Here is a 24,658-nt window from a genome sequence, read left to right on the forward strand (position 1 = left end):
CGACGTCACGGGCCGCCGCAGGGCTCGATGGCGTGACATGGTTCGTGACATGAAATCCAGTCAACTGGGGCGGTAAACGTCTCCTCCTGGGGGCGCATCGGCGAGTGCTACCGTCTGAAGAGTGGCTATGTGGCGGGTCGCATCACTCTTCTAATCCGTTGGTCGCAGGTTCGAATCCTGCCGGGCGCGCAATGTGATGTCTCAAGACATCGGCGACAGGTGAACCCACGATTTGTGGGTTCACCTGTTGTCGTTCCGGGGGTGTTTGCGGGCTGGTCCTGGTGGTTTGCCGGTGGGCTGGTAGTCGCGGGTGGGGTCGAGGACCAGTTCGCGGAGGAGTTCGCCGGTGGCGGCGTGGACGACGCGGATGTGCAGGTCGTGGGCGAGGATCAGGGCGTGGGTTCGGGCGTGGGTTCGGCCGATGCCGATGTGGTGCAGCCGCCCGTTGACCCGCAGCGTGACGACGCCGGTGTGGTCGACGCGGTCGGTGCGGACTCGATGGTGGGCCTCGCCGGTGCGGTCCGTGGTCGGAGTGGCTTTCGGGCGGGCGTGATAGGCGGTGGCCGGAGTGGCGCGGCGAGGCAGGGATCGGTGCGGGCGGCGGTGGTTGCATTCGTCCACGAAGACCTCGAGCAGCGTTTGGAGTGCGGCGATCGTGGCCGGCTGGGCGGGACGTCGCAGGCCTCGGCCAGTTCGAGCAGACTGCTGTGAGTGCTCGGCGTTGCGATTCCACTGCGGGCGAACGTGACCAGGGGCCCCTCACCTGGTGGGCCTTCGGGCTGGTGAGGTGGACGGGTGATCTGGCCGGTAGTGCCGGGGTTGAGGGGCGGCAGGGCACCGAACACCTCGGTGTGGATGTCGGTCACCCCGACGGCGGTGAGCGCCTCGCGCATGTCTGTCATGAAGGAGCCTGGACCGCAGATGTAGGCCGTCGCGTCTGCCGGGAGGTTCAGTTCGAGCAGGCGGTTCTTGGTGAGGCGGCCGTCCGTGGAGCTGTAGCACCCGACGTCTGGCTGGAGGGCGGTCTGATCCAACTTCGAGGCGGCGCCGGGGCTGGGTTCATCGCGGAGGTTGACCGTGTCATCGAGTTCCTCGGTGAGGATCGTTCGTGGCTACGCTGGGTGGATGGCTGACCACACTGTCGACGGCCGCCACTGACAGGAGACCGAGCAGCACAACACCCGCCCGGATGCGCCCGGCCAGGCTGACTCTCCAAACGCTTTCTTCGGGTTCGTCACAAGCTGCCCGGAGGCCTCGCTATCCGGTTGTCCCGGCCGCGGGAGAAGTCTGTCGGCGGGCTGCGCGCTTTGCCAGGAGACCGGCGAGGAACGTCACCGCGACGGCGGTCGCCACGCCGGCGAAGGTGAAGGCCACCCGCCTGGCCTCCTCGGACAGGTTCGTCGGATGCCCGACGTCCTCCGCGATCAGCACCGCTGCGGCCACGGTCGCGCAGTACCAGGCATAGTTGACCGCACGGAGTGCGCCGGCCAGTGCGCCGAGGACAACCACGACCACTCCCAGCACGACCTTACTGTCCACGCCCAGCAGGAGAACCGCCGCCACCACAGCTCCGATTGTCGCCCCGGCCAGGCGCTGGGCGGCCACTAACGTCGATTGTTGCAGGCTCGGCTTCATCGCGACCAGCGCGGCGATCGGCATCCAGTCGGCGTTGGGAAGGTCCAGCCCGAACGGGATCGCTACCGTGATCGCGACCACGATGGCCCGGATCACCGCGAACATGATCACCGGCGGACTCAGCGGAACCGGCGTGGTATCACCGGGCAGCAGTTCCGCGCCGGTCTGCTGTCGCCCCGACCGCGCGTCGACCAGCCACATGAGACCGATGTAGCCGATCATGATCGCTGCCCCAGTCAGCCAGGCCAGCGCTTGCGGCCAGGCGCTGGTGCGCACCTGGTCAGCTTGGTACGCCCCCGGCAACGACAGCGCGATCAGGAACCAGATGTTCAGCAGCAGTGCGGCGGTGAACCGGTGGGTGCCGTACTTCACCGCCAGGCTGGCCAGGACAGTGACCATGAACGCGGCCAGCACCACCCATCCCCAGGCGAGAGGCCCGAGCCAATAGCCCAGCGCGGTCAGCAGCGCGCCCGCCACGGCGACCACGGCCAGCCGCGGCGCCCGGTAGGCGTATTTCCCGCCCGGATCGCACAATCCCGTGAACAACGCCCCGAACGCTGTGCTGAGGAAATACTTCTCCTGGTCCAGCAGGCCAAGAACGATCAGCGGCACCAGCAACACGAGAAAGGTACCGACGCCTCTGCGCAGATCGAATCCCTTCGGATCGACCTTGAACACCACCGAAGCCTTCTCCATCACGGCCATCCCCGACACCTCCAAGGGATCGACGACCAGCTCGGACTCTCGGACCAACAGGCGTCGCCCCCGGTCATCCGGCGGGGTGAGCCCCTCATACCCACGACCGTCTTCCGTGGCGAACTCACAGGGCAGGGCCAAACGGCCCATCTCACCCAGGCCAGCTCCCGCGAGTAGCCCAGCCGGCATCTTCGCCACCTGTTCATGGTTGCTCGCTGGCGGGCCCTTGTTTGTGTGGCCGGCCTGCTGGGACACCCACTGCTGGTGGGACTTGGATTCATCCAACCGGGTTCAGGGCCACTGGGCAGGGGCAGGTCGAACACGAACCGTCCGTGCTTGCGCGACAGTACGATCTCGCAGCATCACCCGCATCACCCCGAACGGGTCTTCCGACCCTTGGTCTACTCGGGCGCTCAGAGCTGGCCACACTCTCAGGCGTCGTCCCTGGGCGATCGGACTCCGTGGTTGCGGGCTCGGCCGAGGCGGACGGCTCCGGCGAAGACCCCAGACGCCGAGGCCGAGGACGAGGCGCTGAAGTCGGCGACGTCGGACTGGCTCATCACGTAATAGGTCGCGGCGAACAGCAGGACGAACAAGGGCGCAGAGGAAGCCAGGCCCTCGATCGCACGAATCCCGGGATTCGGAGAGCCCATCACGGCCCGCACCGGCCAGGCAGCGACGAGAAACAGGATCGCCAGCGAGAGGACCAACGTGACGGCCCAGTGGACCCTGGTCAGAGAGACCCAGGCCAGCGCGGCGCGTGTCGAGAGTCGGCTCGCCGATCCCATAGCGACGCCGTAGACGCTCTTGATGTGGTCGTCGTGGCCGCACGATCGAGCGGCGGGGGGCTAACCCAGGCCAGACGCTGGTACGAGCCTCGTGGCGGTTGGGATCGGTGGTGAGGGAAAGGTCCTGCTGCTGGGCTCCGGCGAGGACGGCGCCCCAGCGCCGCCCGCAGCCGAGGCCGCGCGCCAAAGGCGCACCCTTGATCCATAAGAGGTTTACCCGGCAGTCGACGTCAGCCCTCGGGTGCCAGGCGAACCGCACTGCACTGCTCTGCGCATCGGAGCTCGTGGAGCAGCTGTGGAACACATTTTGGAACGGACTGGCGAGTAATAGAGTTACTGGAGTCGACAAGAGGCCGAACTCTGCATGGGTCCTGAGGCTCAAATCGACCCCTGTTGATGCGGTCCGGTGGCCTTCTAATCCGTTGGTCGCAGGTTCGAGTCCTGCCGGGCGCGCAAGCTGTGACCTGGGCAGATACCGGACCGGTGTCTGCCCAGGTTCGACTCTGGAGCCGGATTCGGCCGAGGGCTCCCTGCCGGAACCAAGCTGGCTGTCCGTGCGCCCGCTTCGCCGGTGGCCCGGGCCGGGCTCATCCACCGAGGGGGAGGCGGCTCGCCTGTACCGCGTCTGGACCGGCGGCTCGCTGTCAGGCTTCGGGGAGGTCGACCACGGCGACCGGTCGGTCTGCGTCGTTCAGGACTCGGCGGCTGACGGAGCCGAGGAGGATCCGGCGTACCAGGCCTTTGCCGTGGGTGCCGACCACGATCAGCCGGGCGTCCTCGGCGTGGTCCAGGATCGCCTCTGCGGCGGGGCCCTGGACCGCGACGGGTTCCACGCTCACCGACGCGGTGTCGGTGCCCTTCGCCTCGTCGAGTGCGTGGGCGATGGTGTCGGCGGTCTCCCGCTCGACGTCCGCCTGCATCCGGGCGACGAGCTCCGGGTCGTCCCGGAGCGCGGGATGCAGCAGCTCGTAGGCGGCGACGGCGCGGACCGCCGTTTTGTGCACAGCTGCCTCGGCGAGCGCGTAGCGCAGCGCGTGCACGCCGAACTCCGACCCGTCGATACCGACCACGATCGGGCCGGTCGTCGGCCACTTCTCCTCTCCGACCACGACCAGCGGACATTTCGCCTGGCTGGTCAGCCGGTTGCTCACCGAACCCATCAGTGCGCTCGCGACACTGCCCAGCCCGCGCCGGCCGACCACGACGGCGTCCGCGCCCTCAGAAGCCTCCGCGAGCAGGTGGGCCGGGTGGCCGAGCTGCGAGGTCACCTTGCAGGTCAGAGCGGGCGCGAGCTCCCGCACCCGCATTGCCGCGGCCTCGAGCAGCTGCCCGGAGAAGTCGACGTACCAATCCACAGGCTGGCTCGGTGCGCCGTAAAAGCCGTAGAAATTGAGCTCTGGAACGAGCGTGTAGGCGTTGAGCAGTTCGAGCTGCTCACCTCCGAGGCGTGCCCGCTCCACCGCCCACTCGAGCGCGTTGCCGCTTTGCTGTGAGCCGTCGATGCCGACGACGATCCGACCGGTCATGTGACGTCCTCCCGCGAGAGAGCCGAGGCACCCGAATCTAGCTCGCGACAGCCCACAGAGCACGCCTCTCGGGATGACGATCGAGGCATGGAGTGCGATGAAGACGGGACGCCCTCGCTGACCACGGCCGAACTGGCGAGTAGCCGCTGGGCTCGTCCGTCGCGGCCACATGTATCTCGACGCTCGTGGTGAACGCGAACACTTCGGCCGTTGCTGACGGCATCGACCGTGGGCGAGTTCCGTGATCCACCGAGACGTCGGCGCCGGGATCGCGGCCGCCCAAGACCACACCCAGGAGCCCGACGCTGACACCCGGAGCACTGCGCTGTGCAGCGTGCGTCAGCTCGCCGGCATGCCACCGACCCCGGTGTCCGGCCGAGCCGGGTCACTTGACTTCGGTGATGTCGTCGGGTCGCCAGGTTTGGTCGTAGAACGCGGCCTCGGTGCCGTAGAGGCGCAGCGCGACGAGGAAGTGGCGGTCCGGGACGGTCTGTACGAACGCAGCGTCGACGGCGCCGTCGGGCTTGTTCGGGCCGAACCAGATGTCGAGGGACCCGTCGTCGTTCTCGGGGATCTCGTAGTAGCCGTTGGTCGAGGGCAGCAACTGGTCGGTCTCGGGCATCGTGCCGTCGGTGATGTTGTAGGCGGTGGCTGCCCAGAACAGCCCGGCGGGGATCCCGGGTGGTAGGTGCAGCTTGTAGGTGTGGCTGCCGTGCAGGAACTCGCCGTCGGCGTCGTGGTAGGTGAACGGGTATTTCGACCCTGCACCGGTGCTGTGGATGTTCATCGCCGGGGCCGAGGAGTAGGCGTACTGGAAGAACCTGGCACGAGTATTGAGGTCGAGGTAGGTCTCCTGCATCCACTCGGCCGTGCCGCCCGCCCACGCCACCTGCCACCGCCGGTCGTCGTAGTAGAGGTTGCGCTGGTCTTCGCGACCGAGTTGTGCGAGCGCGAGGATCATCCGCGGCGCGTCGCGCAGCGCACGGTCGAGCTGGGCGCGCTGCCACTCGTTCGGCTCGAACGGGTTGCCTTTGATGATTCCGATCGACGCGAGGACGCCTCGCAACTCGGGCTCGATCGCGGAGACTGGTTCGTAGTCGACGAACTCCTTGAGCTTGGTCCAGTACGCGAAGTCGGTCGGGTACATCATGTCCAGCCGCTGACCGCTGGCGTTGGGGAAGGACATTGCCGTGGCGTCCTTCTCCGGCGTCCACAGCGGGAAGACCCGGGTGCCCTCGGCAACCGCGACTCCCGCGGCCGGGTCGGGCTCGCCGTTGCCTTGGCCCATGAGGGTACGGAAGAACAGGAAGACGTTGTACGTCGAGGACGAAAACGTGTAGTAACCGCCCGGGACGTGACCGTCGTAGCCGGGCGGTAGGAGGAGGTACAGACCGCCTCGCGCGCGGTCCGGGCCGATCGCGCCGACATCGGTGATGGTGCGCTGGAAGAAGTCGGTGAACATCCCGATCACATTCGCCGGCGCGTTCACCACCAGCGGACCGGTCTCCTTCAGGTCCAAGTAGCTCATCGAATAGATGACATCGGCGTTCGGCGTCGGGACCCAGGTCCGGCTGTCCATCCGGTCCTTCCAGATCGGCAGCACGTGGTAGCCCCGCCCGAAGACCTTCTCCGACCCGTCGCGCATCCCGATCACATTCAAAGCCGGCTGCATTGTCATGTAGGCGTGCACAGCACGCTGGTAGAACACCTCCGCGCGCAGCGATTGAGCCTCTTCCTGCTCCAGCCAGTTCCCGCTGTTGACCTGCTGCACCAGCGGTGATGAGGTACCAGCGCGCACGGAGTCTTCACTACGGATCTCGGTCATCCTCGCCTCTCCTCGAACAGCCGTCGGCCACGGATCGGGAACGAGATCCGCTCGAACCGCCTCGCGGTCCTCACGCTTGTGCGCTGCGATTTCCAGGTCTTCACCCGGCAAGGGTGAAGAGACCCGCGAACAGGCAACCGCCGGACCGGCTGTCCGGCGGGCCCTCACGCATCAGCTGCCACCGCGGCGGTGCTCGGCGAGCTGACGTCCGCCTGGCCTCGTCCGTCGCGGGTGAGGCCGCCGTGCGGTGCCCAGCCCTAGCGTTGGGGCTCGGTCTCGGTCACCGGGAGGGCTCGCATGAGCGACACCGCGCAGGTCAAGAGCCGGGCGGGTGGGGTGCTCGCGGCCACGTGTGTCTCGACGCTCGTGGTGAACGCGAACACCTCGGCGGTCAGTATTCTGCTGCCCGCCATCTCGGAGGACACCGGTACGTCGGTCACGACGCTGCAGTGGGCGGTGACCGGATATTCGCTGGTCGGCGCCGCGGTCATCGTCACCTCGGGCTCGCTGGGTGACGTCTTCGGCCGCAAGCGCGTCTTCCAACTCGGCCTGCTGCTGTTCGTGGCGTCGTGCGTGCTGATCGCGCTCGCCGGGTCGGGCGGGATGGTGATCGCCGGCCGCGTCATCCAGGGTGCGGCGGGGGCAACGATTCTGGCCTGCGGCCTGAGCCTGCTCACGGTCGCCAACGAGGGCGCCGCGCAACTGAAGGCTGTGTCGCTGTGGGGCGCGGCGGCGGCCGTTGGCGCGGCCGCTGGTCCGTTGGCGGGCGGCGCCCTCGTCGAGGCCACGGGGTGGCAGGGGCTGTTCTGGATCGACGCCGGCATTGCGGTGCTGTGCATGCTGCTGACGGCGGCGACCGTGGGCGAGTCACGGGATCCGGATCGGCCGAAGACGATCGACTATGCGGGCACGGTGCTGATCGCGCTGACCCTGACTCCGCTCATCCTCGGGGTCTCCAAGAGCAGCGACTGGGGATGGATCTCCGTGGCCACGCTGGGGTGTTTCGCGATCACGATCGGGGCCGGGTACGGATTCATCGCGGTCGAGCGGCGGGTCGCCGTACCGCTGCTGGACCTCGCGCTGCTGCGGAACCGCGTCCTGGTGGGCTCGACCATCGCGATCCTCATCGGCGCAGGCACGATCAACGCGCTGATGTACCTGCTCAGCCTGTACTTCCAGGATCCCGCGGTCCTGGACTTCAGCCCGCTCCAGGCCGGCCTGGCGACGTTGCCGGCGACCATCGGTCTCGTCGTCGTGGCGCCTTTCGTACCGAAGCTTGCCGCGAAGATCGGCGGCCGGCAGACGATCGGCGCCGGATTCGCCCTCACCACGCTGGGATTCGTGATCGTGGGCTTCGTGGACGCGTCGTGGAAGTACGTCGCGTTCCTGCTGCCGCTGATCGCCATCGCGGTGGGCATGGGCCTGTCGAACGGTCCGGCGTCGTCCGCGTCGACGGCGTCGGTGCCGGAGAACCAGGTCGGCGGGGCGTCCGGTGTCTCGAACATGGCCCGGTACGTCGGCGCCGCGGTCGCCACCGCGCTGGCCGCCACCATCTACGGCTCGGTGATCGGCAACCAGACCGCCGACGGCGCGTCGCAAGGTGACTCGCTCGCCTCGGGTCTTGCCGCGGCCTCCTGGACGATGGCGATCTTCAGTTTCCTCGGCGTCGTGATGGCGTTCGTGATCGGCCGGCACCGCGCGGCCGCCGGGACGCTGAACGACGCCGCCGCGGCAGCGGCCGCGCACACCCACACCCTGCCCACCTCGGCAACTGCTGGACGAACGGCCGCCGGGCAAGGCTGAGGCCGACGCCCGCACCCGGGAGGAATCGATGACCACAACCCGGCCGGCAGCACCGGCTCCCTTCACCGCCGAGGACTACGCGGCACGGATGCGGCGCGTCCTGGCCGACGCCGTACGCGCGGGGCTCGACGGGCTCCTGATCACGCCCGGGCCGGACCTGGTCTGGCTCACCGGGTACCGGCCGACCGCAATCACCGAGCGACTGACGGCGCTTGTCCTGACACCGGATCAGGAGCCGACCCTGGTGGTGCCGACCCTCGAACGGCCGGACGCGGAAGGGGCGCCGGGCGCGCCGAGCCTGACGATCGTGGACTGGGCCGACGGAGACGACCCGTTCGCGAGAACTGCCGGCTACCTTCGCGCGACCGGAACCCTGGGCATCGCGGACTCCGCCTGGGCGATGCATCTGCTCGGCCTGCAGGAGGCGTTGCCCGGATCCTCGTACCGCTCCCTCACGCAGAGCCTGCCGATGCTCCGAGCGGTCAAGGACGCCACCGAACTCGCCCGGCTCGAAGCGGCCGGCGCCGCCGCGGATGCGGCGTACGAGCGGATCCTGCAGGTGCAATTCTCCGGCCGGAAGGAGACCGACGTCGCGGCCGATCTGGCCGGGCTGCTGCGCGAGTTCGGGCACGAACAGGTCGACTTCACCGTGGTCGGCTCGGGCCCTAACGGCGCCAACCCGCACCACGAGGCCGGCGACCGGACGATCGAGGTCGGCGACGCGGTGGTGCTCGACTTCGGCGGGCTGATGTACGGCTACGGATCGGACACCAGCCGCACCGTGTGCGTGGGCGAGCCGTCCGCCCGGATCCGCGAGGTGCACGAGATCGTGCGCCTGGCCCAGCAGGCAGGCGTCGAGGCGGTCCGGCCGGGCGTCGCGTGTCAGGAGGTCGATCGGGCGGCCAGGAAGGTGATCACGCAGGCCGGCTACGGCGAGCGGTTCATCCATCGCACCGGCCACGGCATCGGTACCACGACCCACGAACCGCCGTACATGATCGAGGGTGAGGAGCAGCCGCTGGTGCCCGGGATGTGCTTCTCGGTCGAGCCGGGCATCTACCTCGCCGGGCAGTTCGGGGTGCGGATCGAGGACATCGTGACCGTCACCGGGACCGGCGGGCGCCGACTCAACAACACCGGGCGCGACCTCCGCAGCGTCCGGTAAGGCCGTCCCACGGCGGGTGTCCCGCGTACGTCATCCGGACAGGATGAGGACCGACCGACCGACCTGATTCCAGACTGTGACGAGTGGCCTACCTACTGGGGCCCGGGGAGCGGAGGCTCTCATGCATACGCGTGCAACACGTCAGGGACGGTCATGAGCGCCGCGGACGTGCCGGCCGACGGCACCGAAGCCGCTGCTGTCGCACGCTCGCGTGCGACCACCACCCAATGGATTTCCTGGGTGGCGCTGGCGATGATGACGACGAGCTCGGTCGCCAGCCTCCGGGCGGCGCCGACGATGGCGGTGTACGGACTGGCCTGCGTGTTCTTGTACCTGCTCCCGGCCATCGTGTTCCTGCTGCCGACCTCGCTGGTTTCGGCGGAGTTGGCGTCGGGCTGGAACGGCGGGATCTACAAGTGGGTCTCGGAAGGCATCTCCAAGCCGGCCGGCTTCCTCGCGGTGTGGTGCCAGTTCGCCATGACGATCTTCTACTACCCGAGCCTGCTGGGGTTCGTGGCGAGCACCCTCGCGTATGTGTTCAACCCGGAGCTGGCCAGTAGCGGCGTCTGGACCGCGGCGGTCATCATCGTCGTCTACTGGTCGGGCGTCTGGGTCTCCTCGCGCGGCACCAAGGGCGTGGCCGGACTGGCCAGCGGCGGCCTGATCATCGGCACGCTGATCCCGGGCGTCGTCCTGGTGACCCTCGGCATCGTCTTCCTCGGCCAGGGCAACCCGTCGGCCGCGCCGATGACGGCCGACAACATCTTGCCCGCGTGGGCAGGGCTCTCGAGCCTCGTGCTGATCGTCAACAACTTCCTGTCCTACTCCGGCATGGAGATGAACGCCGTGCACGTGTCGTCGCTGCGGAAGCCCGGCAAGGAGTTCCCGCGAGCGATGTTCCTTGCCATGGGCATGGTGCTTGCGATCTTCATCCTGCCCGCCTTGGCGATCAGCTGGGTCGTGCCGGCCGAGGAACTGTCCCTCACCGCCGGTGTGATGCAGGCTTTCGACGCCGTCTTCGCCAACTTCGGCTGGCAATGGCTGACCCCGATTGTCGGGATCATGCTGGTCACCGCCTCGCTCGGCGGCATGCTGACCTGGCTGGCCGGGCCGTCCAAGGGCCTGTTGCTCATCTCCCGGCAGGAGGGCTACCTCCCGCCGTACCTGCAGCGCCTGAACAAGAACGGCGTCCAGCAGAACATCCTGGTCGTCCAGGGCCTGCTCACGACCGTGATCGGCCTCGCGTACGCGTTGATCCCGGACGTATCGAGCGCCTACTGGATCTTCTCGGTGATCACCACGCAGGTGTACCTGATCATGTACCTGCTGATGTTCGTGGCCGCGATCCAGCTGCGCCGCAAGGATCCGGACCACGCGCGCGGCTACCGGGCGCCGATGCTGTTCAGCCTGTGCGGCGTCGGTTTCGCAGCCTCGCTGGCCGCCTTGCTGGTCGGCTTCATCCCGCCGTCGCAGTTCGAGTCCGGCAACTCCGGTGTGTACCTGCTGATCGTCGGCGGCGGCGCCCTCGGTCTCGGCCTGCTCGTGCCGTTCCTGTTCTACCGGCTGCGCAAGCCGTCCTGGAGGCAGCCTGAGCAGGAGGAGGTGACTCCGTCATGAGCACGTCTGCCGAGAACGAGCCCAAACGCGAACGGACGTGGATCTACATCACCGCCTGTGTCGTCCTCGGGGTGCTGCTGATCATCGGCCTGCTCACCTTCAGCTCCCACAGGCGGACGAACGAGGCCAACCAGAAAGCCGATCAGCTGATCGCTGCGCTCTCGGCCGCCGGGGCCCGAACGCCCGACAAGGACCAGATCGTCCGCGTGCTCGGGACCGACGGAGGCGCGACCTGCGAGAACCCGAACGACGCCCTGAGCCGCGCGGTGCTGTTCAGCCAGCTCGCCAACGGCGCCGCGGGCCCGGGCGCCAGGCCGGTCATCGTCGACAGCCGCGCGCTCAAGGGCCAGCTGCTGATCATCCAGATCTACTGCCCCAACGAGCTGAACGACTTCAAGAGGCTCGTCGAGGACCTCAAGACCGACGACGTGGCGAGCGACTGACATGGACGACCTGCGGCAGCGCATCGCGGATCTGATGCCGACGGCCCACGACGAACTCGCCGAGCTCGTCGCGCTCCGATCGGTGGCCGACCCACGCCAGTACCCCGCCGAAGAGTGCGAGCGCACCGCCCAGTGGGTGCTCGAGAGGTTCGCGGACCTCGGGTTCTCCGACGCCCGCCTCGAGGAGACCGCCGACGGCAGCATGGCGGTCGTCGGATCCAGGAAGTGTTCCCGGGCCGATGCTCCGACGGTGCTGCTGTACGCCCACTACGACGTCCAGCCGCCGCTCGACGACGCCGCCTGGCGCACTCCCCCGTTCCAGCTGACCGAGGTCGACGGGCGCTGGTACGGCCGTGGAGCCGCCGACTGCAAAGGCAACATCGTCATGCACCTGGCGGCCCTGCGCGCACTCGGGGACGACGTCCCGGTCGACCTGAGGCTGGTGGTCGAAGGCTCCGAGGAGCAGGGCACCGGCGGTCTCGAGGCGTTCGTCCCCGAGCACGCGGACCTCCTCCGCGCCGACGCGATCCTCGTCTGCGACACCGGCAACGCCGCGGTCGGCCACCCGGCCGCCACCGTGAGTCTGCGCGGCATGGTCAACCTCGTCGTGACCGTCGAGGCCCTCTCCTCCGAGGTCCACTCCGGCATGTTCGGCGGCCCCGCTCCCGACGCTCTCGCCGCGCTGGTGGCGATGTTGTCCACACTGCGCGACGCGAAGGGGAACACCACGATCACCGGTCTGGACAACACCCGTACCTGGTCCGGCGCGCCGTACCCGACCGACCAGTTCACAGCGGACGCCGGCGTACTGGAAGGCGTCTCGCTGCTCGGGGACGGCAGCGTGTCCGACATGCTGTGGGCCCGGCCCGCGCTCACCATTCTCGGCATCGACTGCCCACCGGTCGTCGGCTCGGCCGCCGCCGTGGTCCCCAAGGCCGCGGCACGGCTGAATCTGCGCATCCCGCCCGGCCTGTCACCCGAGATCGCGCAGCGGGCCCTCATCGAGCACCTGAAAGCCGCCGCCCCCTGGGGAGTGCACATCACAGCCGACGTCGAGGCCGCCGGTGCTCCTTTCGAGGCGGCGACCGACGGCCCGGCGTACGGGGCGATGGCCAAGGCGATGCAGGAGGCGTACGGCCGGCCGATGACCAGTCTCGGACAGGGCGGCTCGATTCCCCTGTGCAACGTCTTCGAGGAGACCTATCCCGATGCCGAGCTGATCCTGATCGGCGTCGAGGAGCCCTTGGCCCTCATCCACGCCCCCAACGAGAGCGTGGATCCGACCGAGATCGAAGCGATGGCCCTGACCGAGGCACTGTTTCTCCGGCACTACGCCGCCATGAGCAGCTGATCCGCAGCGCCAGGTCGAGCGTTTCGCAGTGAACGGCCGGGCGAATCATTCGTCGCGGGTGATTCGCACCGATCGGGCGCCAGACAGGATGGTGCGACGTCTGACCGAGTGGCGGTCGGAGGATGTCAGGGGGATCCGATGGGCTGCCTGTTCGCGTTGATGGCCGGCGTGTTTCCGCGGCTCGGGGTGTTCATCGTCTGGGTCGCGCGGCCGGAGCGGGTCGACGCGGCGTTCAGCACCTGGTTGTGGCCGCTGCTCGGCATCATCTTCCTGCCGTTCACGACGCTGATCTACCTGTTCCTGTGGGCTCCCGGGGGGATCCACGGGTTCGACTGGTTCTGGATCGGCCTGGCCGCTCTGCTCGACCTCGGCCACTGGGCGGCGAGCGCGACGCAGCGCAACCAGATCCCGGGCCGGCAGGCGCGCCCGGCCTGATCCCGCAGACAGCCGGTCCCCAGAGATTTCCAGAGGCGAGGTAGTCATGGCAGAGACGGCAACCGGCCCGAAGGCGGCGGACGTCCTGGTGATCTTCGGGATCACCGGCGACCTGGCCAAGGTGATGACGTTCCGCTCGCTGTACCAGCTGGAGGCGCGCGGTCTGCTCGACTGCCCGATCGTGGGGGTGGCGGCCGACGACTGGACCGTCGACCAGTTGATCGAGCGGGCCAGGACGTCGATCGAGGGGACCGGCGTCACGATCGACAAGGCCGTCTTCGACAGCTTCGCCGATCGGCTGTCGTACGTCGGCGGCGACTTCACCGACGCACCGCTGTACGAGCGGGTGGGCGAGGCGATCAAGGGCGCCAAGACCCCGGTGTTCTACCTCGAGATCCCGCCGTTCCTGTTCGGCCGGGTGATCCGGGGACTGTCCGAGGCCGGGCTGACCGCCGGGGCCCGGGTGGTGGTCGAGAAGCCGTTCGGTCACGATCAGCAGTCGGCCCGCGACCTGGCCGCCGAGCTGCACCAGTACCTCGACGAGTCGCAGCTGTTCCGGATCGACCACTACCTCGGGAAGATGGGGCTGGAGGAGATCCTGTACCTGCGGTTCGCGAACGCGGTACTCGAGCCGCTGTGGAGCCGCAACTACCTGGACTGTGTCCAGATCAGCATGGCGGAGAGCTTCGGCGTCGAGGACCGCGGCCATTTCTACGACCCGGTCGGCGCGCTGCGCGACGTCGTGGTCAACCACCTGATGCAGGTGGTCGCGGCGGCCGCGATGGAGCCGCCGTCGCGCGGCGATCCAAGCACGCTCAAGGACTCGCAGGTGATCTTGTTCCGCGCGGTGGAGGACGCCGATCCGGCCCACTACGTCCGCGGCCAGTACGACGGCTACCTCGGGATCGACGGGGTCGCGAAGGGTTCGGCCACCGAGACGTACGCCGCGCTCCGGCTCGACATCGAGAACTGGCGCTGGGCCGGCGTGCCGTTCTTCATCCGCACCGGGAAGCGGCTGCCGGTGACCCAGACCGAGCTCCGGCTGGTCTTCAAGCGCCCGCCGCGGCTGGGGTTCGGGCCGCGGGGACACATCGCCGAGCCGAACCAGCTGGTGATCAAGCTCGACCCGTCGACCGGCGTCCGGGTCCGGATCGACGCGCACCGTGCGGACATGTCGCGGATCGCGCCGATCGACCTGGACACGGAATTCGCCGCCGAGGGCGGTGAGGGCCCGACGCCGTACGAGGTGCTGCTGCACGCGGCGATGACCGGGCAGAGCACCCGGTTCACGCGCCAGGACGCGGTCGAGGAGCAGTGGCGGGTCATGCAGCCGTTGCTCGACGCACCGACGCCGATCCACACGTATCAGCCCGGGACCTGGGGGCCGGCCGCGGCCGCCGAAGTACCGGCCGGGTACGGCGGCTGGCGGCAGCCCTGGATCCCGAGCTGACGCACAGCCGTATCAGCCTGTATCAGCCTGTATCAGCCGAGGCGCTCCAGCAGGTGGTCACCGACCCGGAGCGCGTTCGCCATCGCGGTGAGCGCCGGATTCACCGCGCCGATGCTCGGGAAGAAGCTGGTGTCGACGACGTACAGGTTGTCGACCTCGTGCGCGCGGCAGTTGACGTCCAGCACCGAGGTCTCCGGATCGTGCCCGAACCGGACCGTCCCGGCCTGGTGCGCGCAGCCTGCCACCGGGATGTCGTTCTTCATGTAGACGCTGCGCGGGACCAGGTGACGCGGGTGCATGCCGAGCCGGCCCAGGTTCTTCTTGATCCGCCGGTACAGCTGCGTCATCGGCTCGGTGTTGTTCGGCGTGTAGCTCAGGACGACGGCGCCGTCCCGGTCGAGCGTCACCCGGTTGTCCTGATCGGGCAGGTCCTCGACCGACAGCCAGAAGTCGACGGCGTGCGCGGCGACGTCGCGCAGCGCGAACCTCGGCGCCAGGAGGGTCTCGACCGGCTTCTCCCCGCGGTACATCGGGGCCGACGACTTGCCGACCATCTGCAGGTTGCCCATCGGGTAGTCGAAGTCGGCGTCGCCGAAGTAGTAGTCGTTCAGCCCGAGCGTCTTCTGGAACCGGGTGTCGTTCTTCTCGGTCGAGACCGCCAGGAAGGCCCGGCTGTTGTGGAACACGTAGTTGCGCCCGACCTGGTCGGATCCGTTCGCGAGCCCGTTCGGATGCCGGTCGCCGGCACTCGCGAGCAGGATCCGCGCCGAGTTCACGGCGCCGGCCGACAGTACGACGACGTCGCCGCTGAACCGTTGTTCGGCCCCCTCGACGTCGGCGACGACCGCGGTCACCGTGCGGCCGGTGGCGTCGGTCTCGAGGCGCCGTACGACGGCGTTGCGCAGCAGCGTCACGTTGTCGTGCTCGATCGCGGGCCGGACCGCGATGACGTCCGCGTCGGACTTCGCGTGCACGAGACACGGGAACCCGTCGCAGGTCGCGCAGCGCACGCAGGCGCTGAACGCGGGCCGGCTCTCGTCCAGCATCACGCCGCACGGCGCGTGGTACGGATGCAGCCCGACCGCGGCCATGTCGTCGAACAGCTTCTGGATCCGCGGCTCGTGCGACACCGGCGGGAACGGGTACGGCGCGGACGCGGGCGGTTCCGTCGGGTCCTCGCCCCGGACACCGTGCACCTGGTAGAGCTGTTCGGCCTGCGTGTAGTACGGCTCCATCACGTCGTACGAGATCGGCCAGGCCGGCGAGATGCCGCCGTGGTGCTTGAGCTCACCGAAGTCCCGCTCGCGCAGCCGGTACAGCGCGGCGCCGTAGAACTTGGTCGCACCGCCGACGAAGTAGTGCACCTGGGGCTGGAACGGCTTGCCCGCGCTGTCGAACCACTGGTCCGGTGAGACGTAGCGGTTGTCGACGAAAACGGCCTCGGCGTCCCAGTTCTCGGCCTCCCGCGGGAGCCAGTCCCCGCGCTCCAGGATCAGGACGCGCCGTCCCGACGGTGCGAGCCGGTGCGCGAGCGTGCCGCCACCTGCTCCTGATCCCACGATGACGACGTCGTAGTGGTCGGACATGCCTGTTCTCCTCAGGCGTCGCGGGCGGTCGGGCCGCGTCGGTCCAGGACGATGTGCGGAACGTCGGCGGCCTCGTCGCCCCAGGCGATCCGCTCCGGCGTGGTGGACCACTCGACGGAGGCGGCGTGGTCACGGTCGAAGTAGTCCCAGGCCCAGGACAGGAACGCGTCGGTCCTGCTGTGCGCACCGCTGACCAGCATCGCGTGCACGCCGAGCCACGCCGCGAACGCGACCGGGCCCTCCACCTGGTGCCGATGCCGGCCGACCTCGGCGACGGCCGCGTTCCGGCCGATCATCGCCATGATGCCTTTGTCCTTGTAGTGGAACGGTTTGGCCTTGTCTCCGTGCAGTTCCCGCAGAATGTTGCCGGCGGCCCAGGCACCGGACTGCTGCGCGACCGAGCCCAGCTGCGGCAGGATCGTGCCGTCCTTGGCCGGGATGTTCGCGACGTCGCCGACCGCGTAGACGTGCGGGTGGCCGTCGACCGTGAGGTCCGGCAGTACGTCGATGCGCCCGCCGCGGCCGGTCGGCAGCCCGGGCGCGTTCGCCACCACCGAGGCGGCCGACTCGCCGCCGCCCCAGATGACCGTCCGGGTACGGATCGACGTCCCGTCGTCGAACTCGACGCGGTCGGCGTGCACCGCCGACACGCCGGTACCGAGTCTCGGCTCGGCGCCTTCTTTGGTCAGCCGTTCGTGCGCGTACTCATGCGACTTCTCGGAGAACGCACCGAGCAACGTGTCACCGCGGTCGACCACGGTGACCTTGCCCGGCCGCGGGATCCGTTCGGTGGCCACCAGCGCGGCCATCAGTTCGGTCAGTGCCCCGGTGATCTCGACGCCGGTCGGGCCGCCGCCGACGACCACGATGTCGAGCTCGCCCTCGTCCGCGGTCGGCTCGGCACCGGCCTGGACCATGGACTGCACATGGAGCCGCAACCGCTCCGCGTCGGCGACCGAGTAGAGCGCGAACGCGTGCTCGGCCGCGCCCGGAACCCCGAAGTACTCCGGTCGCGCGCCGGCCGCGATCACCAGGTGCGATCCGGTGATCCGCTCGCCGTCGGTCAGCGTCAGCGTGAGGTCGTCGGCATCGATCTGCGCGACGTCGGCGGTGCGAACCTCGACTGTCGGATGCTCGCGGAAGATCGCCCGGTGCGGCCGGGCGATGTCCTCGGCCGGCAGTTGCGCGGTGGCGACCTGGTAGAGCAACGGCTGGAACTGGTGGTAGTCGTTGCGGTCGACCAGCGTGACCCGGACACCTTCGTCCCCGAGGCGGTGCGCACACGCGACCCCGCCGAGCCCGCCGCCGAGGACGACGACGTGCGGGCTCTGCTGCCCCTGTTCGTTCACAGCGAGAACTCCTCCCGGAGGTCTGCGAGGATGATCCGGCCGGCCGCTCCGATCAGCGCCAGGTGCGAGAACGCCTGGGGGAAGTTGCCCAGGTGCCGGGCCCGGTCCACCTCGAACTCCTCGGCGTACAGGCCGAGCTTCGACTCGATCCGGAGCAGCCGCTCGAACTGGCTGCGGGCGCGCTCGGTCTCACCGGTCATCGCGAGCGCGGACACCAGCCAGAACGAGCAGATCAGGAACGTGCCTTCCTTGCCGGACATGCCGTCGTCGGTCTCGTCGGTCCGGTAGCGCAGCACGAAGCCGTTCTCGGTCAGCTCCTTGTCGATCGCCTCGACGGTCGCCCGCATCCGTTCGTCGCTGCCCGGCAGGAAGCCGAACAGCGGAGCCAGCAGGGTCGAGGCATCCAGCGCGTCGGTGTCGTAGTGCTGACGCAGGACGCCGCGGTCGCTCACCCCGTGCTCGAGGATGTCCTCGCGGATCTCCTCGGCCGTCTTCGCCCACAGCTCGGCGAGGTCGTCGTCGTTGCGGATCCGGGCCAGCCGGGACGCACGGTCCAGGGCCACCCAGCCCATCAGCTTGGAGGAGACGTAGTGCTGCGGATCTCCGCGGGCCTCCCAGATGCCCTGATCGGGATCACGCCACGACGACATCGCGCACTGGGCCTGCGACTCGACCAAGGGCCAGAGCCGGCGCGGCAGCCGCTTGCTCCGGACGGTGTGCAGCAGCACCGAGTCCAGCACCGCGCCGAACACGTCGTTCTGCCGCTGGTCGAACGCGCCGTTGCCGATCCGCACCGGCCTGGCGCCCTCGTAGCCGGTGAGGTCGTCGCGGGTCGACTCGGTCAGGTCGCGGCGGCCGTCGATGCCGTACATGATCTGCAGCGCGCCGTCCGAGTTGGGCTCCAGGTCGGCCACGAACTGCATGAACTCGTTGGCCTCCCAGTCCAGGTTCAGGTAGTGCAGCGCCTGCAAGGTGAACGTCGTGTCGCGGATCCAGGTGTAGCGGTAGTCCCAGTTGCGTTCGCCGCCCGGCGTCTCCGGCAACGACGTGGTCAGTGCGGCGATCGTGGCTCCGGTCGGCATGTAGGTCAGGCCCTTGATGGTCAGTGCCGACCGCTCCAGCGGATGCCGGTACCGGTGGTCGGGGATCCGGGCCCGGGCCAGCCAGTTGCGCCAGAACCGGATCGTCGCGGCGATGCGTGCCTCCGCGTCGGCGAGGTCGGCCGGTGACGCCAGTCCGTCGGCCCAGGACAGCGCGCAGTACGCCTTCTCCCCCTTGGAGATGACGTGCCGGGCCCGGGCGGAGCCCCCCTCGATCCCGATCAGCATGTCGGTGCTCAGCCGGAACGTCCGGCCGGCGCCGGACGCGTCCGCGGTGTGCGCGTCGTCGCCGACCATCGCCCATTCGGCCGGGACGCGTCCGTAGTCGAAGGCCGGTTCGCAGACGAGCTCGATCTCGACCGATCCGTCGAGGCACTCGACGGTTCTGACCAGGACGTGCTCGGCGTCGTCGTCGGCCGGCGGACGGGTGTGCGGGGTCACCGTGTCCGGACCGTGCGACGGGCCCATCGTCAAGGCGTCGTGGACGAGCAGCCAGCCGGCCGGGGTGTGCCACGTGGTCGTCATCACGTTCGTGCCCGGCACGTACGTGCGGGCGGTCGGCTGGTTGATCCCGTACGGACCGAACCGGAAGGACCCGGCCCCGCGGTCCAGCAGGTTTCCGAACACGCTCGGCGCGTCGAACGACGGCAGACAGAGCCAGTCGACCGATCCGTCCGGAGCGACCAGCGCACCGGTGTGGCAGTTCGACAGGAACGCGTAGTCGGCGATCGGCGGGAACGGCGACGAAGTCATGGCGGGAGCTCCTTCACAGTCGTGACACGCGACGTCACGGGCCTGCCTCCACGATCTGCGGCCGTGCAGGACAAGGAATCACCCGCCAGAGGTGATTGGACGGTCGCCGGCGTCCTCGACACTCTCGTCGGGCAGCAGCGCACGCTGGTCGAGCACGTAGAGCAGGACGAAGCCGGGCACGACGATCAGCACTGCCAGCCCGGCCGCCACCAGCAACGCGACCAGCGTGTCGTCGGGTGCGGCCGCCGCCGCGACGGTCAAGCTCTCCGGCAATAGGTACGGCCACTGGGCGATGCCCCAGCTGACGATGATCCCGGCCGCTGCGAGTACGGCGAGGACCCGCGCACCGCGGGCGGCGTACCGCGTCAGCAGCACCAGCGCGCCGAGTCCGGACAGCACACTGAGGATCGCGGCGGGCAGCGCTCTCGACGTCATGCCGTCGAAGACGTGCGACGCCTCGGCGTTCAGGACGAACAGGGCGGCCACCGCGACCACCGCGGCGACGACGGCGCTCAGCACAGCGCGGCGCCGGAAGTACTCGGCCATCACGAACTGGCGGAAGTGGCGCGCGTCCCAGACCAGATAGACCGCGGCAAGGTACGCCGCCACGACGACCGCGAGCACGCCGGTCAGCAGCGACGTCGGGTTCAGCCAGCTGTCCACAGGGTCGCCGGCCTTGCCGCCCGACGGCACGTGCCCCGACGCGATACCGCCCGCGATCGCCCCCATGCAGAACGGCACGAGCACCGACGACAACGCGAACGCCCCGCCGAAGATCCGCCGGAACCGCAGCGTCACGACCCCCTTGCGGAAGGCGAAACTCGCCCCCCGCAGCACGATCCCGAGCGCGGCCACCGTCAGCGGGACGAACATCGTCAGCATGATCGACTGGTACGCCGCCGGGAAGGCGGTCCAGGTGACCACGAAGATGAAGATCAGCCAGACGTGGTTCGCCTCCCACACCGGGCCGATCGAGCGCTCGATCACCGCGCGCGGCTCCGCACCGCGGTCCGGTCCGCCCGCGACGAGATCCCAGAACCCGGCGCCGAAGTCCGCCCCGCCGAACACGGCGTACGTCGCCAGGGCGACGAGCAGCAGCACCGCGATCGTCGTACTCACGGCGTCCGCTCCTCGACCTGCTCGGCCGTCTCGACCTCCGCGGCCGCGGCCGCCTCCGTCGGTCCGTACGGCGTGTCCCCCTCGACGAAGCCGCCCGCGCGGCGGAAGCGCCGGCTCATCCCGCGCAGCACCAGGATCAGCGTGACGCCGAGGGCGGCGTACAGCACGAAGACGCCGATGAAGGTGAGCCAGACGCCGGTGTTCGCGGTCGCGGCCGCCTCGACCTTCATCCGCTGGTAGACGATCCACGGCTGCCGGCCGACCTCGGTGACGATCCAGCCGGCCTCCATCGTGATCACGGCGAGGACACCGGAGCACGCCGCGGCGCGGAGGAACCACTTGCTCCGGGGCATCCGGCGGCGGAAGAGCCAGATCACGCCGTACCAGACCGACAGCAGGAACAGGGCGGTACCGATCCCGACCATGACGTCCCACGCGAGGTGGACGACGTTCGTCTCGCCGACGGTCGGGCGCTCGTCGGCCGGCACGCTGTTCAGCCCCTGGACGACGGTCGACCGACCGGTGCTCGGATCCGACAGCCAGGACGCCAGCCCCGGGATCGGGATGCCGCCGGAGACCTGGCCGTCCGGATTCAGCGTGCCGAGCAACCGCTCCGGTACGTCGGAACTCGTCGTCGGCACCAGCTCGATCGCGGCGAACTTCACCGGCTGGTTGTTGAACACCCACCGGGCCAGCGCATCGCCGACCCCCATCTGGATCGGCGTCGCCACCGCGGCGACCGTGAAAGCGATCGTGAACGCGAGCCGGTGGTACCGGTCGGTCCGGCCGCGCAGCATCCCGGCGGCGTACACCGACGCGACCAGGAACCCGCCGACCAGGTACGCCGCGATCACCATGTGCGCGGCCTGCAACGGCATCGCGTCGTTGAAGATCACCTTGATCGGATCGACATCGGTGATCTCGCCGTTCGCGTTCATCGTGAAGCCGCCCGGGGCGTTCATCCAGGCGTTCGCCGCGACCACCGAGATCGAGCCGAAGACGCCGGCGACCGGGATCGGCACGCCGGTCCAGAAGTGCGTCCACGGGTTCAGCCGGCGCCAGCCGAAGATGTAGATCGCGACGAAGATCGCCTCGGTGAAGAAGAACAGGCCCTCGAACGCGAACGGGATCCCGAACGCGTCACCCCAGGTGCCCATGAACCGCGGCCAGAGCAGACCGAACTCGAAGCTCAGCACGGTCCCCGTCACCGCACCGACGGCGAAGGTCACGGCCATGTACTTCGACCACCGCTGCGCGAGCAGCAGCGCGTCGTGGTCGTCGCGCCGTACCGCCCGGTAGTTGGCGATCAGGGCCATGAACGCCCAGGACACCCCGAGCGGCACCAGGACGATGTGGAAGGCGAGCGTGAACGCCATCTGCGACCGCGCCCACGGAACCGGGTCCACGGCGGCCGCGACGGCCAGACCGATCACGGTCTCCCCCACGATCATCGAGCCTCCCCAGCTCGCCGGATCAGATCAGGTTCAGGTCCCACGCCCGGCGGACGGACTCGTTGCGGCTCGAGACCGACAGCTTCCGCAGGATGTTGCGGATGTGCGACTTCACCGTGTTGACCGAGATGAACAGCTCGTCGGCGATCTCAGTGGTGGTGCGCAGTGCCGCCAGCAGCCGCAGGACCTCGAGCTCGCGCTCGGACAGTTCCTCCACGATCGGCGCCGGCCCGTCCGACGGGTCCCCGGCCGTCAGCTCGTCCGGGCCCAGCCAGCCGGCCAGTGAGCGCAGCGCGGCATCGTTGCGGATGATCGCCCGGATCCGGGCGGACGTGTGCGCGAACGGACGGCGAAGCCGCTCGGCGCGACCCAGCGACAGCGCCTTGGCGATGTCGGACCGGCCGTCGCGGACGTTCCCGTCGAGCCATTCGGCCAGCGCCTGATCCAGGAGCTCCTGCATCTGCTGCGACGCGGTGATCGTCCCGCGCCCGGTCGTGTCGTGCCGCCCGGCCCGGTCCAGACCGACGCCTGCCGCCTCGGCGTCGATGGACCTGCGCAGCCAGCTGTCCGGCGGTTCCGGGTCCGCCAGGGCGCCGCGGGCGCCGATCCGGTCGCCCCGGTCCCGCATCAACCGCACGCTCAGCAGCGAGAACACCGAGCTGAAGAGATGGTCGCTGTGCGTCTCACGGAGCCGGCGAGCGCGGTCGAGGGACTGCTGCGCCCCGGCGAGGTCCTGACGCTCCAGTGCCACCCAGGCGTGCGCCAGATGTGTTGCGGCGGGACGCTCGGCCGCGGCACCGGACTCCGCAGCAAGCCGCTCGGCGGTGTCCGCGAGCCCCTGGGCGCGGGACAGGTGGCCGCGGCAGGCTTCGGCGAGCGCCAGCGTGGCAAGGCAGAGCAACCGGAGATCCGCGCAGTCACCCGTTGCGGCCGTCCGGACCGCTTCGGTGAGCACCGCACACGCGACATCGAGGTCGCCGCCGCGCAGGTGCGCCTTGCCCTCCGCGCCCAGTACCAGCGCGTTCAGTACTGCGTTGCCGTGCGCGGCCAGTTCCTCCCGTTGCGCTCGGGCGGCGAGCAATGTCTGGTCGACACTGCCCGACTTGTCGTACAGCAAGGTGGTCACGGCAGCGGCCGACGCCGACCAGGCACCGCTGACGGGGTGGTCCACCGCGCAGTCCGCGAGGAGCTGCCTGGCTGCGGTGACGTCGTCGTTGGCGACGGCGATCGCGGCGCGCACGAGTTGTCCGTCGACAGAGGCCACGGCCGGCATCTCCGACAGGCCACGGGCCAGCTCCATGCCGACTCCGGTCCGCAGCAGCAGGTCTCCGACGCCCAGCCCGTTGACCACGAAACCGGCGGCGCGCTCCCAGTCGCCCGTCTCGGCGGCATGGCTGACGGCCTGCACCAGCCGGCCGTTCGCGCCGTACCAGTCCGCGGCCCGCCGCCGGAGGTCGTCGACCGCGCCGGGCAGGGTGCGGGCGAGCTCGGCGCGGAGGAACTCCCGGACCAGTCCGTGGATCCGGTAGTGGCCGTGTACAGGTTGGACGAAGGTGTTGCCGCTCGCCATCCGCCGCAGCACGGTGTCCGCGTCCGGGCGATCCGCGAGCACGGCAGCGAGCTCTGCCGGAAGTTCGTCCACCAGGCTGATCCTGAGCAGGAAGTCTCGATCGGCCCGGTCGAGACCGGCGAACACCTCGGCAGCCAGGTAGTCGGCCGCGAACCCCGTCGGCAGGGACTTGCGATCGCCGGACCACAGTGCGAGCGCTGCCAGCCGCACGCCGGCGGCCCAGCCCTCGGTCCGTTCGACCACCTCCTGGACCGCCTCCGGCTCCTCGATGTCATGGACGCCGAGCAGTGCCTCGACTTCCGCGGCGGTGAAGGCGAGGTCGTCGGAGCGGATCTCCGAGACCGTGCCCTCGAGTCTGAGCCGGTGCAGCGGCAGCGGCGGATCCGCCCTCGTCGCCATCAGCACCCGGAGCCGGTCCCCGGCCGCGTCGAGCAGCCTGCCCAGCTGGTCGAAGACCACCTGGCGCCGTACGCGGTCGGCCGCATCGAGGACGAGGACCACCGGTTCGTCCAGCAGCAGCAAGTGCGCGGACAGCGCCTCGACGTCGGTCAGGTGCGGGTCGTCGGCGTCCAGAACACCGGCGCGCGCGAGCGCACTGCACACATCCGGGATGAACGTGTCGTCACGATCGGACAATGAGAGCCAGGCGACCGACGTCTGTCGGTGGTGCCTCGCCCAGGCTGCGGTGAGCACCGTCTTGCCGGAACCGGCACCTGCGCTCACCAGCGTGAGCGGGGCCTCGCGGACGCCCCGAGAGATGAGGTCGAGCAATCGCGGCCGCTGGACGACCCGGAACGGCGGCGGCCCCGGTGGACGGATCCGGTCGGGCGGGACGGCCGAGTCGGTCACGTGTCTGAGACCGTACGTACCCGCAGTGTGTTGTCCGATGCGCTCCGTCCGCAAATCTGCCCTCATAGCCCCCCGGCCCCTCCCCACAGCCTGCTCTACACGTCCGGCACGACCCGGATGATGTGAGCGGTCTTCGTTCGACTGTGG

Annotated in this window: 18 protein-coding genes; 7 read left to right on the forward strand and 11 right to left on the reverse strand. The window is 69.3% G+C overall.

Going from position 1 to position 24,658, the window contains the following annotated elements; translation table 11 throughout:
* Positions 1-240: 240 nt before the first annotated feature.
* The 5 genes from ABZX12_RS03860 to ABZX12_RS03880 form a co-directional block, all read right to left on the reverse strand.
* Complete coding sequence (locus ABZX12_RS03860; protein WP_355689539.1) at positions 241-621, reverse strand: hypothetical protein; 381 nt, start codon at positions 619-621, stop codon at positions 241-243.
* 636 nt (positions 622-1,257) lie between these two features.
* Entirely contained in the window at positions 1,258-2,520 is a 1,263-nt protein-coding gene (locus ABZX12_RS03865) for an FUSC family protein (protein WP_355689734.1), read from the reverse strand.
* 242 nt (positions 2,521-2,762) lie between these two features.
* Complete coding sequence (locus ABZX12_RS03870; RefSeq protein WP_355689540.1) at positions 2,763-3,119, reverse strand: hypothetical protein; 357 nt, start codon at positions 3,117-3,119, stop codon at positions 2,763-2,765.
* Between the two features lie 644 nt (positions 3,120-3,763).
* On the reverse strand, positions 3,764-4,645 hold the full coding sequence (locus ABZX12_RS03875) for a universal stress protein (RefSeq protein WP_355689541.1): 882 nt from the start codon (positions 4,643-4,645) through the stop codon (positions 3,764-3,766).
* A 385-nt stretch (positions 4,646-5,030) separates the two neighbouring features.
* On the reverse strand, positions 5,031-6,470 hold the full coding sequence (locus tag ABZX12_RS03880; RefSeq protein WP_355689542.1) for a DUF1254 domain-containing protein: 1,440 nt from the start codon (positions 6,468-6,470) through the stop codon (positions 5,031-5,033).
* Between the two features lie 297 nt (positions 6,471-6,767).
* Here ABZX12_RS03880 and ABZX12_RS03885 point away from each other — a divergent pair, with 297 nt between their 5' ends.
* The 7 genes from ABZX12_RS03885 (at position 6,768) to zwf (ending at position 14,734) form a co-directional block, all read left to right on the forward strand.
* On the forward strand, positions 6,768-8,273 hold the full coding sequence (locus ABZX12_RS03885) for an MFS transporter (protein WP_355689544.1): 1,506 nt from the start codon (positions 6,768-6,770) through the stop codon (positions 8,271-8,273).
* Between the two features lie 28 nt (positions 8,274-8,301).
* Entirely contained in the window at positions 8,302-9,438 is a 1,137-nt protein-coding gene (locus tag ABZX12_RS03890; RefSeq protein WP_355689546.1) for a Xaa-Pro peptidase family protein, read from the forward strand.
* Positions 9,439-9,591: 153 nt separating this feature from the next.
* Entirely contained in the window at positions 9,592-11,055 is a 1,464-nt protein-coding gene (locus ABZX12_RS03895; protein WP_355689547.1) for an APC family permease, read from the forward strand.
* Positions 11,052-11,498, forward strand: a complete 447-nt coding sequence (locus ABZX12_RS03900; protein ID WP_355689548.1) for a hypothetical protein — start codon at positions 11,052-11,054, stop codon at positions 11,496-11,498. Before ABZX12_RS03895 ends, ABZX12_RS03900 begins: the two co-directional genes overlap by 4 nt.
* A 1-nt stretch (position 11,499) precedes the next feature.
* Entirely contained in the window at positions 11,500-12,849 is a 1,350-nt protein-coding gene (locus ABZX12_RS03905) for a dipeptidase (RefSeq protein WP_355689550.1), read from the forward strand.
* Positions 12,850-12,987: 138 nt separating this feature from the next.
* Positions 12,988-13,284, forward strand: coding sequence for a hypothetical protein (locus ABZX12_RS03910; RefSeq protein ID WP_355689551.1), 297 nt, complete (start codon positions 12,988-12,990; stop codon positions 13,282-13,284).
* A gap of 46 nt (positions 13,285-13,330) precedes the next feature.
* Positions 13,331-14,734, forward strand: coding sequence for a glucose-6-phosphate dehydrogenase (zwf, locus tag ABZX12_RS03915; RefSeq protein WP_355689553.1), 1,404 nt, complete (start codon positions 13,331-13,333; stop codon positions 14,732-14,734).
* A 32-nt stretch (positions 14,735-14,766) separates the two neighbouring features.
* Here zwf and ABZX12_RS03920 read toward each other — a convergent pair whose 3' ends face one another.
* The 6 genes from ABZX12_RS03920 to ABZX12_RS03945 form a co-directional block, all read right to left on the reverse strand.
* Positions 14,767-16,320, reverse strand: a complete 1,554-nt coding sequence (locus ABZX12_RS03920; protein WP_355689555.1) for a GMC family oxidoreductase — start codon at positions 16,318-16,320, stop codon at positions 14,767-14,769.
* Between the two features lie 11 nt (positions 16,321-16,331).
* Complete coding sequence (locus tag ABZX12_RS03925) at positions 16,332-17,669, reverse strand: NAD(P)/FAD-dependent oxidoreductase (protein WP_355689556.1); 1,338 nt, start codon at positions 17,667-17,669, stop codon at positions 16,332-16,334.
* Positions 17,666-19,522 (reverse strand): glycoside hydrolase family 15 protein, encoded by a 1,857-nt coding sequence (locus ABZX12_RS03930; protein ID WP_355689557.1) that lies wholly within the window; start codon positions 19,520-19,522, stop codon positions 17,666-17,668. Before ABZX12_RS03930 ends, ABZX12_RS03925 begins: the two co-directional genes overlap by 4 nt.
* A 78-nt stretch (positions 19,523-19,600) precedes the next feature.
* Positions 19,601-20,641 carry a cytochrome d ubiquinol oxidase subunit II gene (locus ABZX12_RS03935; RefSeq protein ID WP_355689558.1) on the reverse strand — a complete coding sequence of 347 codons (1,041 nt, stop codon included), beginning with the start codon at positions 20,639-20,641 and terminating at the stop codon, positions 19,601-19,603.
* Positions 20,638-22,092, reverse strand: coding sequence for a cytochrome ubiquinol oxidase subunit I (locus tag ABZX12_RS03940; protein WP_355689560.1), 1,455 nt, complete (start codon positions 22,090-22,092; stop codon positions 20,638-20,640). The genes ABZX12_RS03935 and ABZX12_RS03940 overlap by 4 nt, the downstream gene beginning before the upstream one ends.
* Before the next feature lie 22 nt (positions 22,093-22,114).
* Complete coding sequence (locus tag ABZX12_RS03945) at positions 22,115-24,511, reverse strand: LuxR C-terminal-related transcriptional regulator (RefSeq protein WP_355689561.1); 2,397 nt, start codon at positions 24,509-24,511, stop codon at positions 22,115-22,117.
* Positions 24,512-24,658 lie beyond the last annotated feature (147 nt).

The sequence above is a fragment of the Kribbella sp. NPDC003505 genome, assembly GCF_040610875.1.
Taxonomy (GTDB): Bacteria; Actinomycetota; Actinomycetes; order Propionibacteriales; family Kribbellaceae; genus Kribbella.

Coding starts and splice junctions, on each gene's coding strand:
- ABZX12_RS03865 (WP_355689734.1), bottom strand. CDS start 2,520: ATGCCGGCTGGGCTACTCGCGGGAGCTGGCCTGGGTGAGATGGGCCGT.
- ABZX12_RS03870 (WP_355689540.1), bottom strand. CDS start 3,119: ATGGGATCGGCGAGCCGACTCTCGACACGCGCCGCGCTGGCCTGGGTC.
- ABZX12_RS03875 (WP_355689541.1), bottom strand. CDS start 4,645: ATGACCGGTCGGATCGTCGTCGGCATCGACGGCTCACAGCAAAGCGGC.
- ABZX12_RS03880 (WP_355689542.1), bottom strand. CDS start 6,470: ATGACCGAGATCCGTAGTGAAGACTCCGTGCGCGCTGGTACCTCATCA.
- ABZX12_RS03885 (WP_355689544.1), top strand. CDS start 6,768: ATGAGCGACACCGCGCAGGTCAAGAGCCGGGCGGGTGGGGTGCTCGCG.
- ABZX12_RS03890 (WP_355689546.1), top strand. CDS start 8,302: ATGACCACAACCCGGCCGGCAGCACCGGCTCCCTTCACCGCCGAGGAC.
- ABZX12_RS03895 (WP_355689547.1), top strand. CDS start 9,592: ATGAGCGCCGCGGACGTGCCGGCCGACGGCACCGAAGCCGCTGCTGTC.
- ABZX12_RS03900 (WP_355689548.1), top strand. CDS start 11,052: ATGAGCACGTCTGCCGAGAACGAGCCCAAACGCGAACGGACGTGGATC.
- ABZX12_RS03905 (WP_355689550.1), top strand. CDS start 11,500: ATGGACGACCTGCGGCAGCGCATCGCGGATCTGATGCCGACGGCCCAC.
- ABZX12_RS03910 (WP_355689551.1), top strand. CDS start 12,988: ATGGGCTGCCTGTTCGCGTTGATGGCCGGCGTGTTTCCGCGGCTCGGG.
- zwf (WP_355689553.1), top strand. CDS start 13,331: ATGGCAGAGACGGCAACCGGCCCGAAGGCGGCGGACGTCCTGGTGATC.
- ABZX12_RS03920 (WP_355689555.1), bottom strand. CDS start 16,320: ATGTCCGACCACTACGACGTCGTCATCGTGGGATCAGGAGCAGGTGGC.
- ABZX12_RS03930 (WP_355689557.1), bottom strand. CDS start 19,522: ATGACTTCGTCGCCGTTCCCGCCGATCGCCGACTACGCGTTCCTGTCG.
- ABZX12_RS03940 (WP_355689560.1), bottom strand. CDS start 22,092: ATGATCGTGGGGGAGACCGTGATCGGTCTGGCCGTCGCGGCCGCCGTG.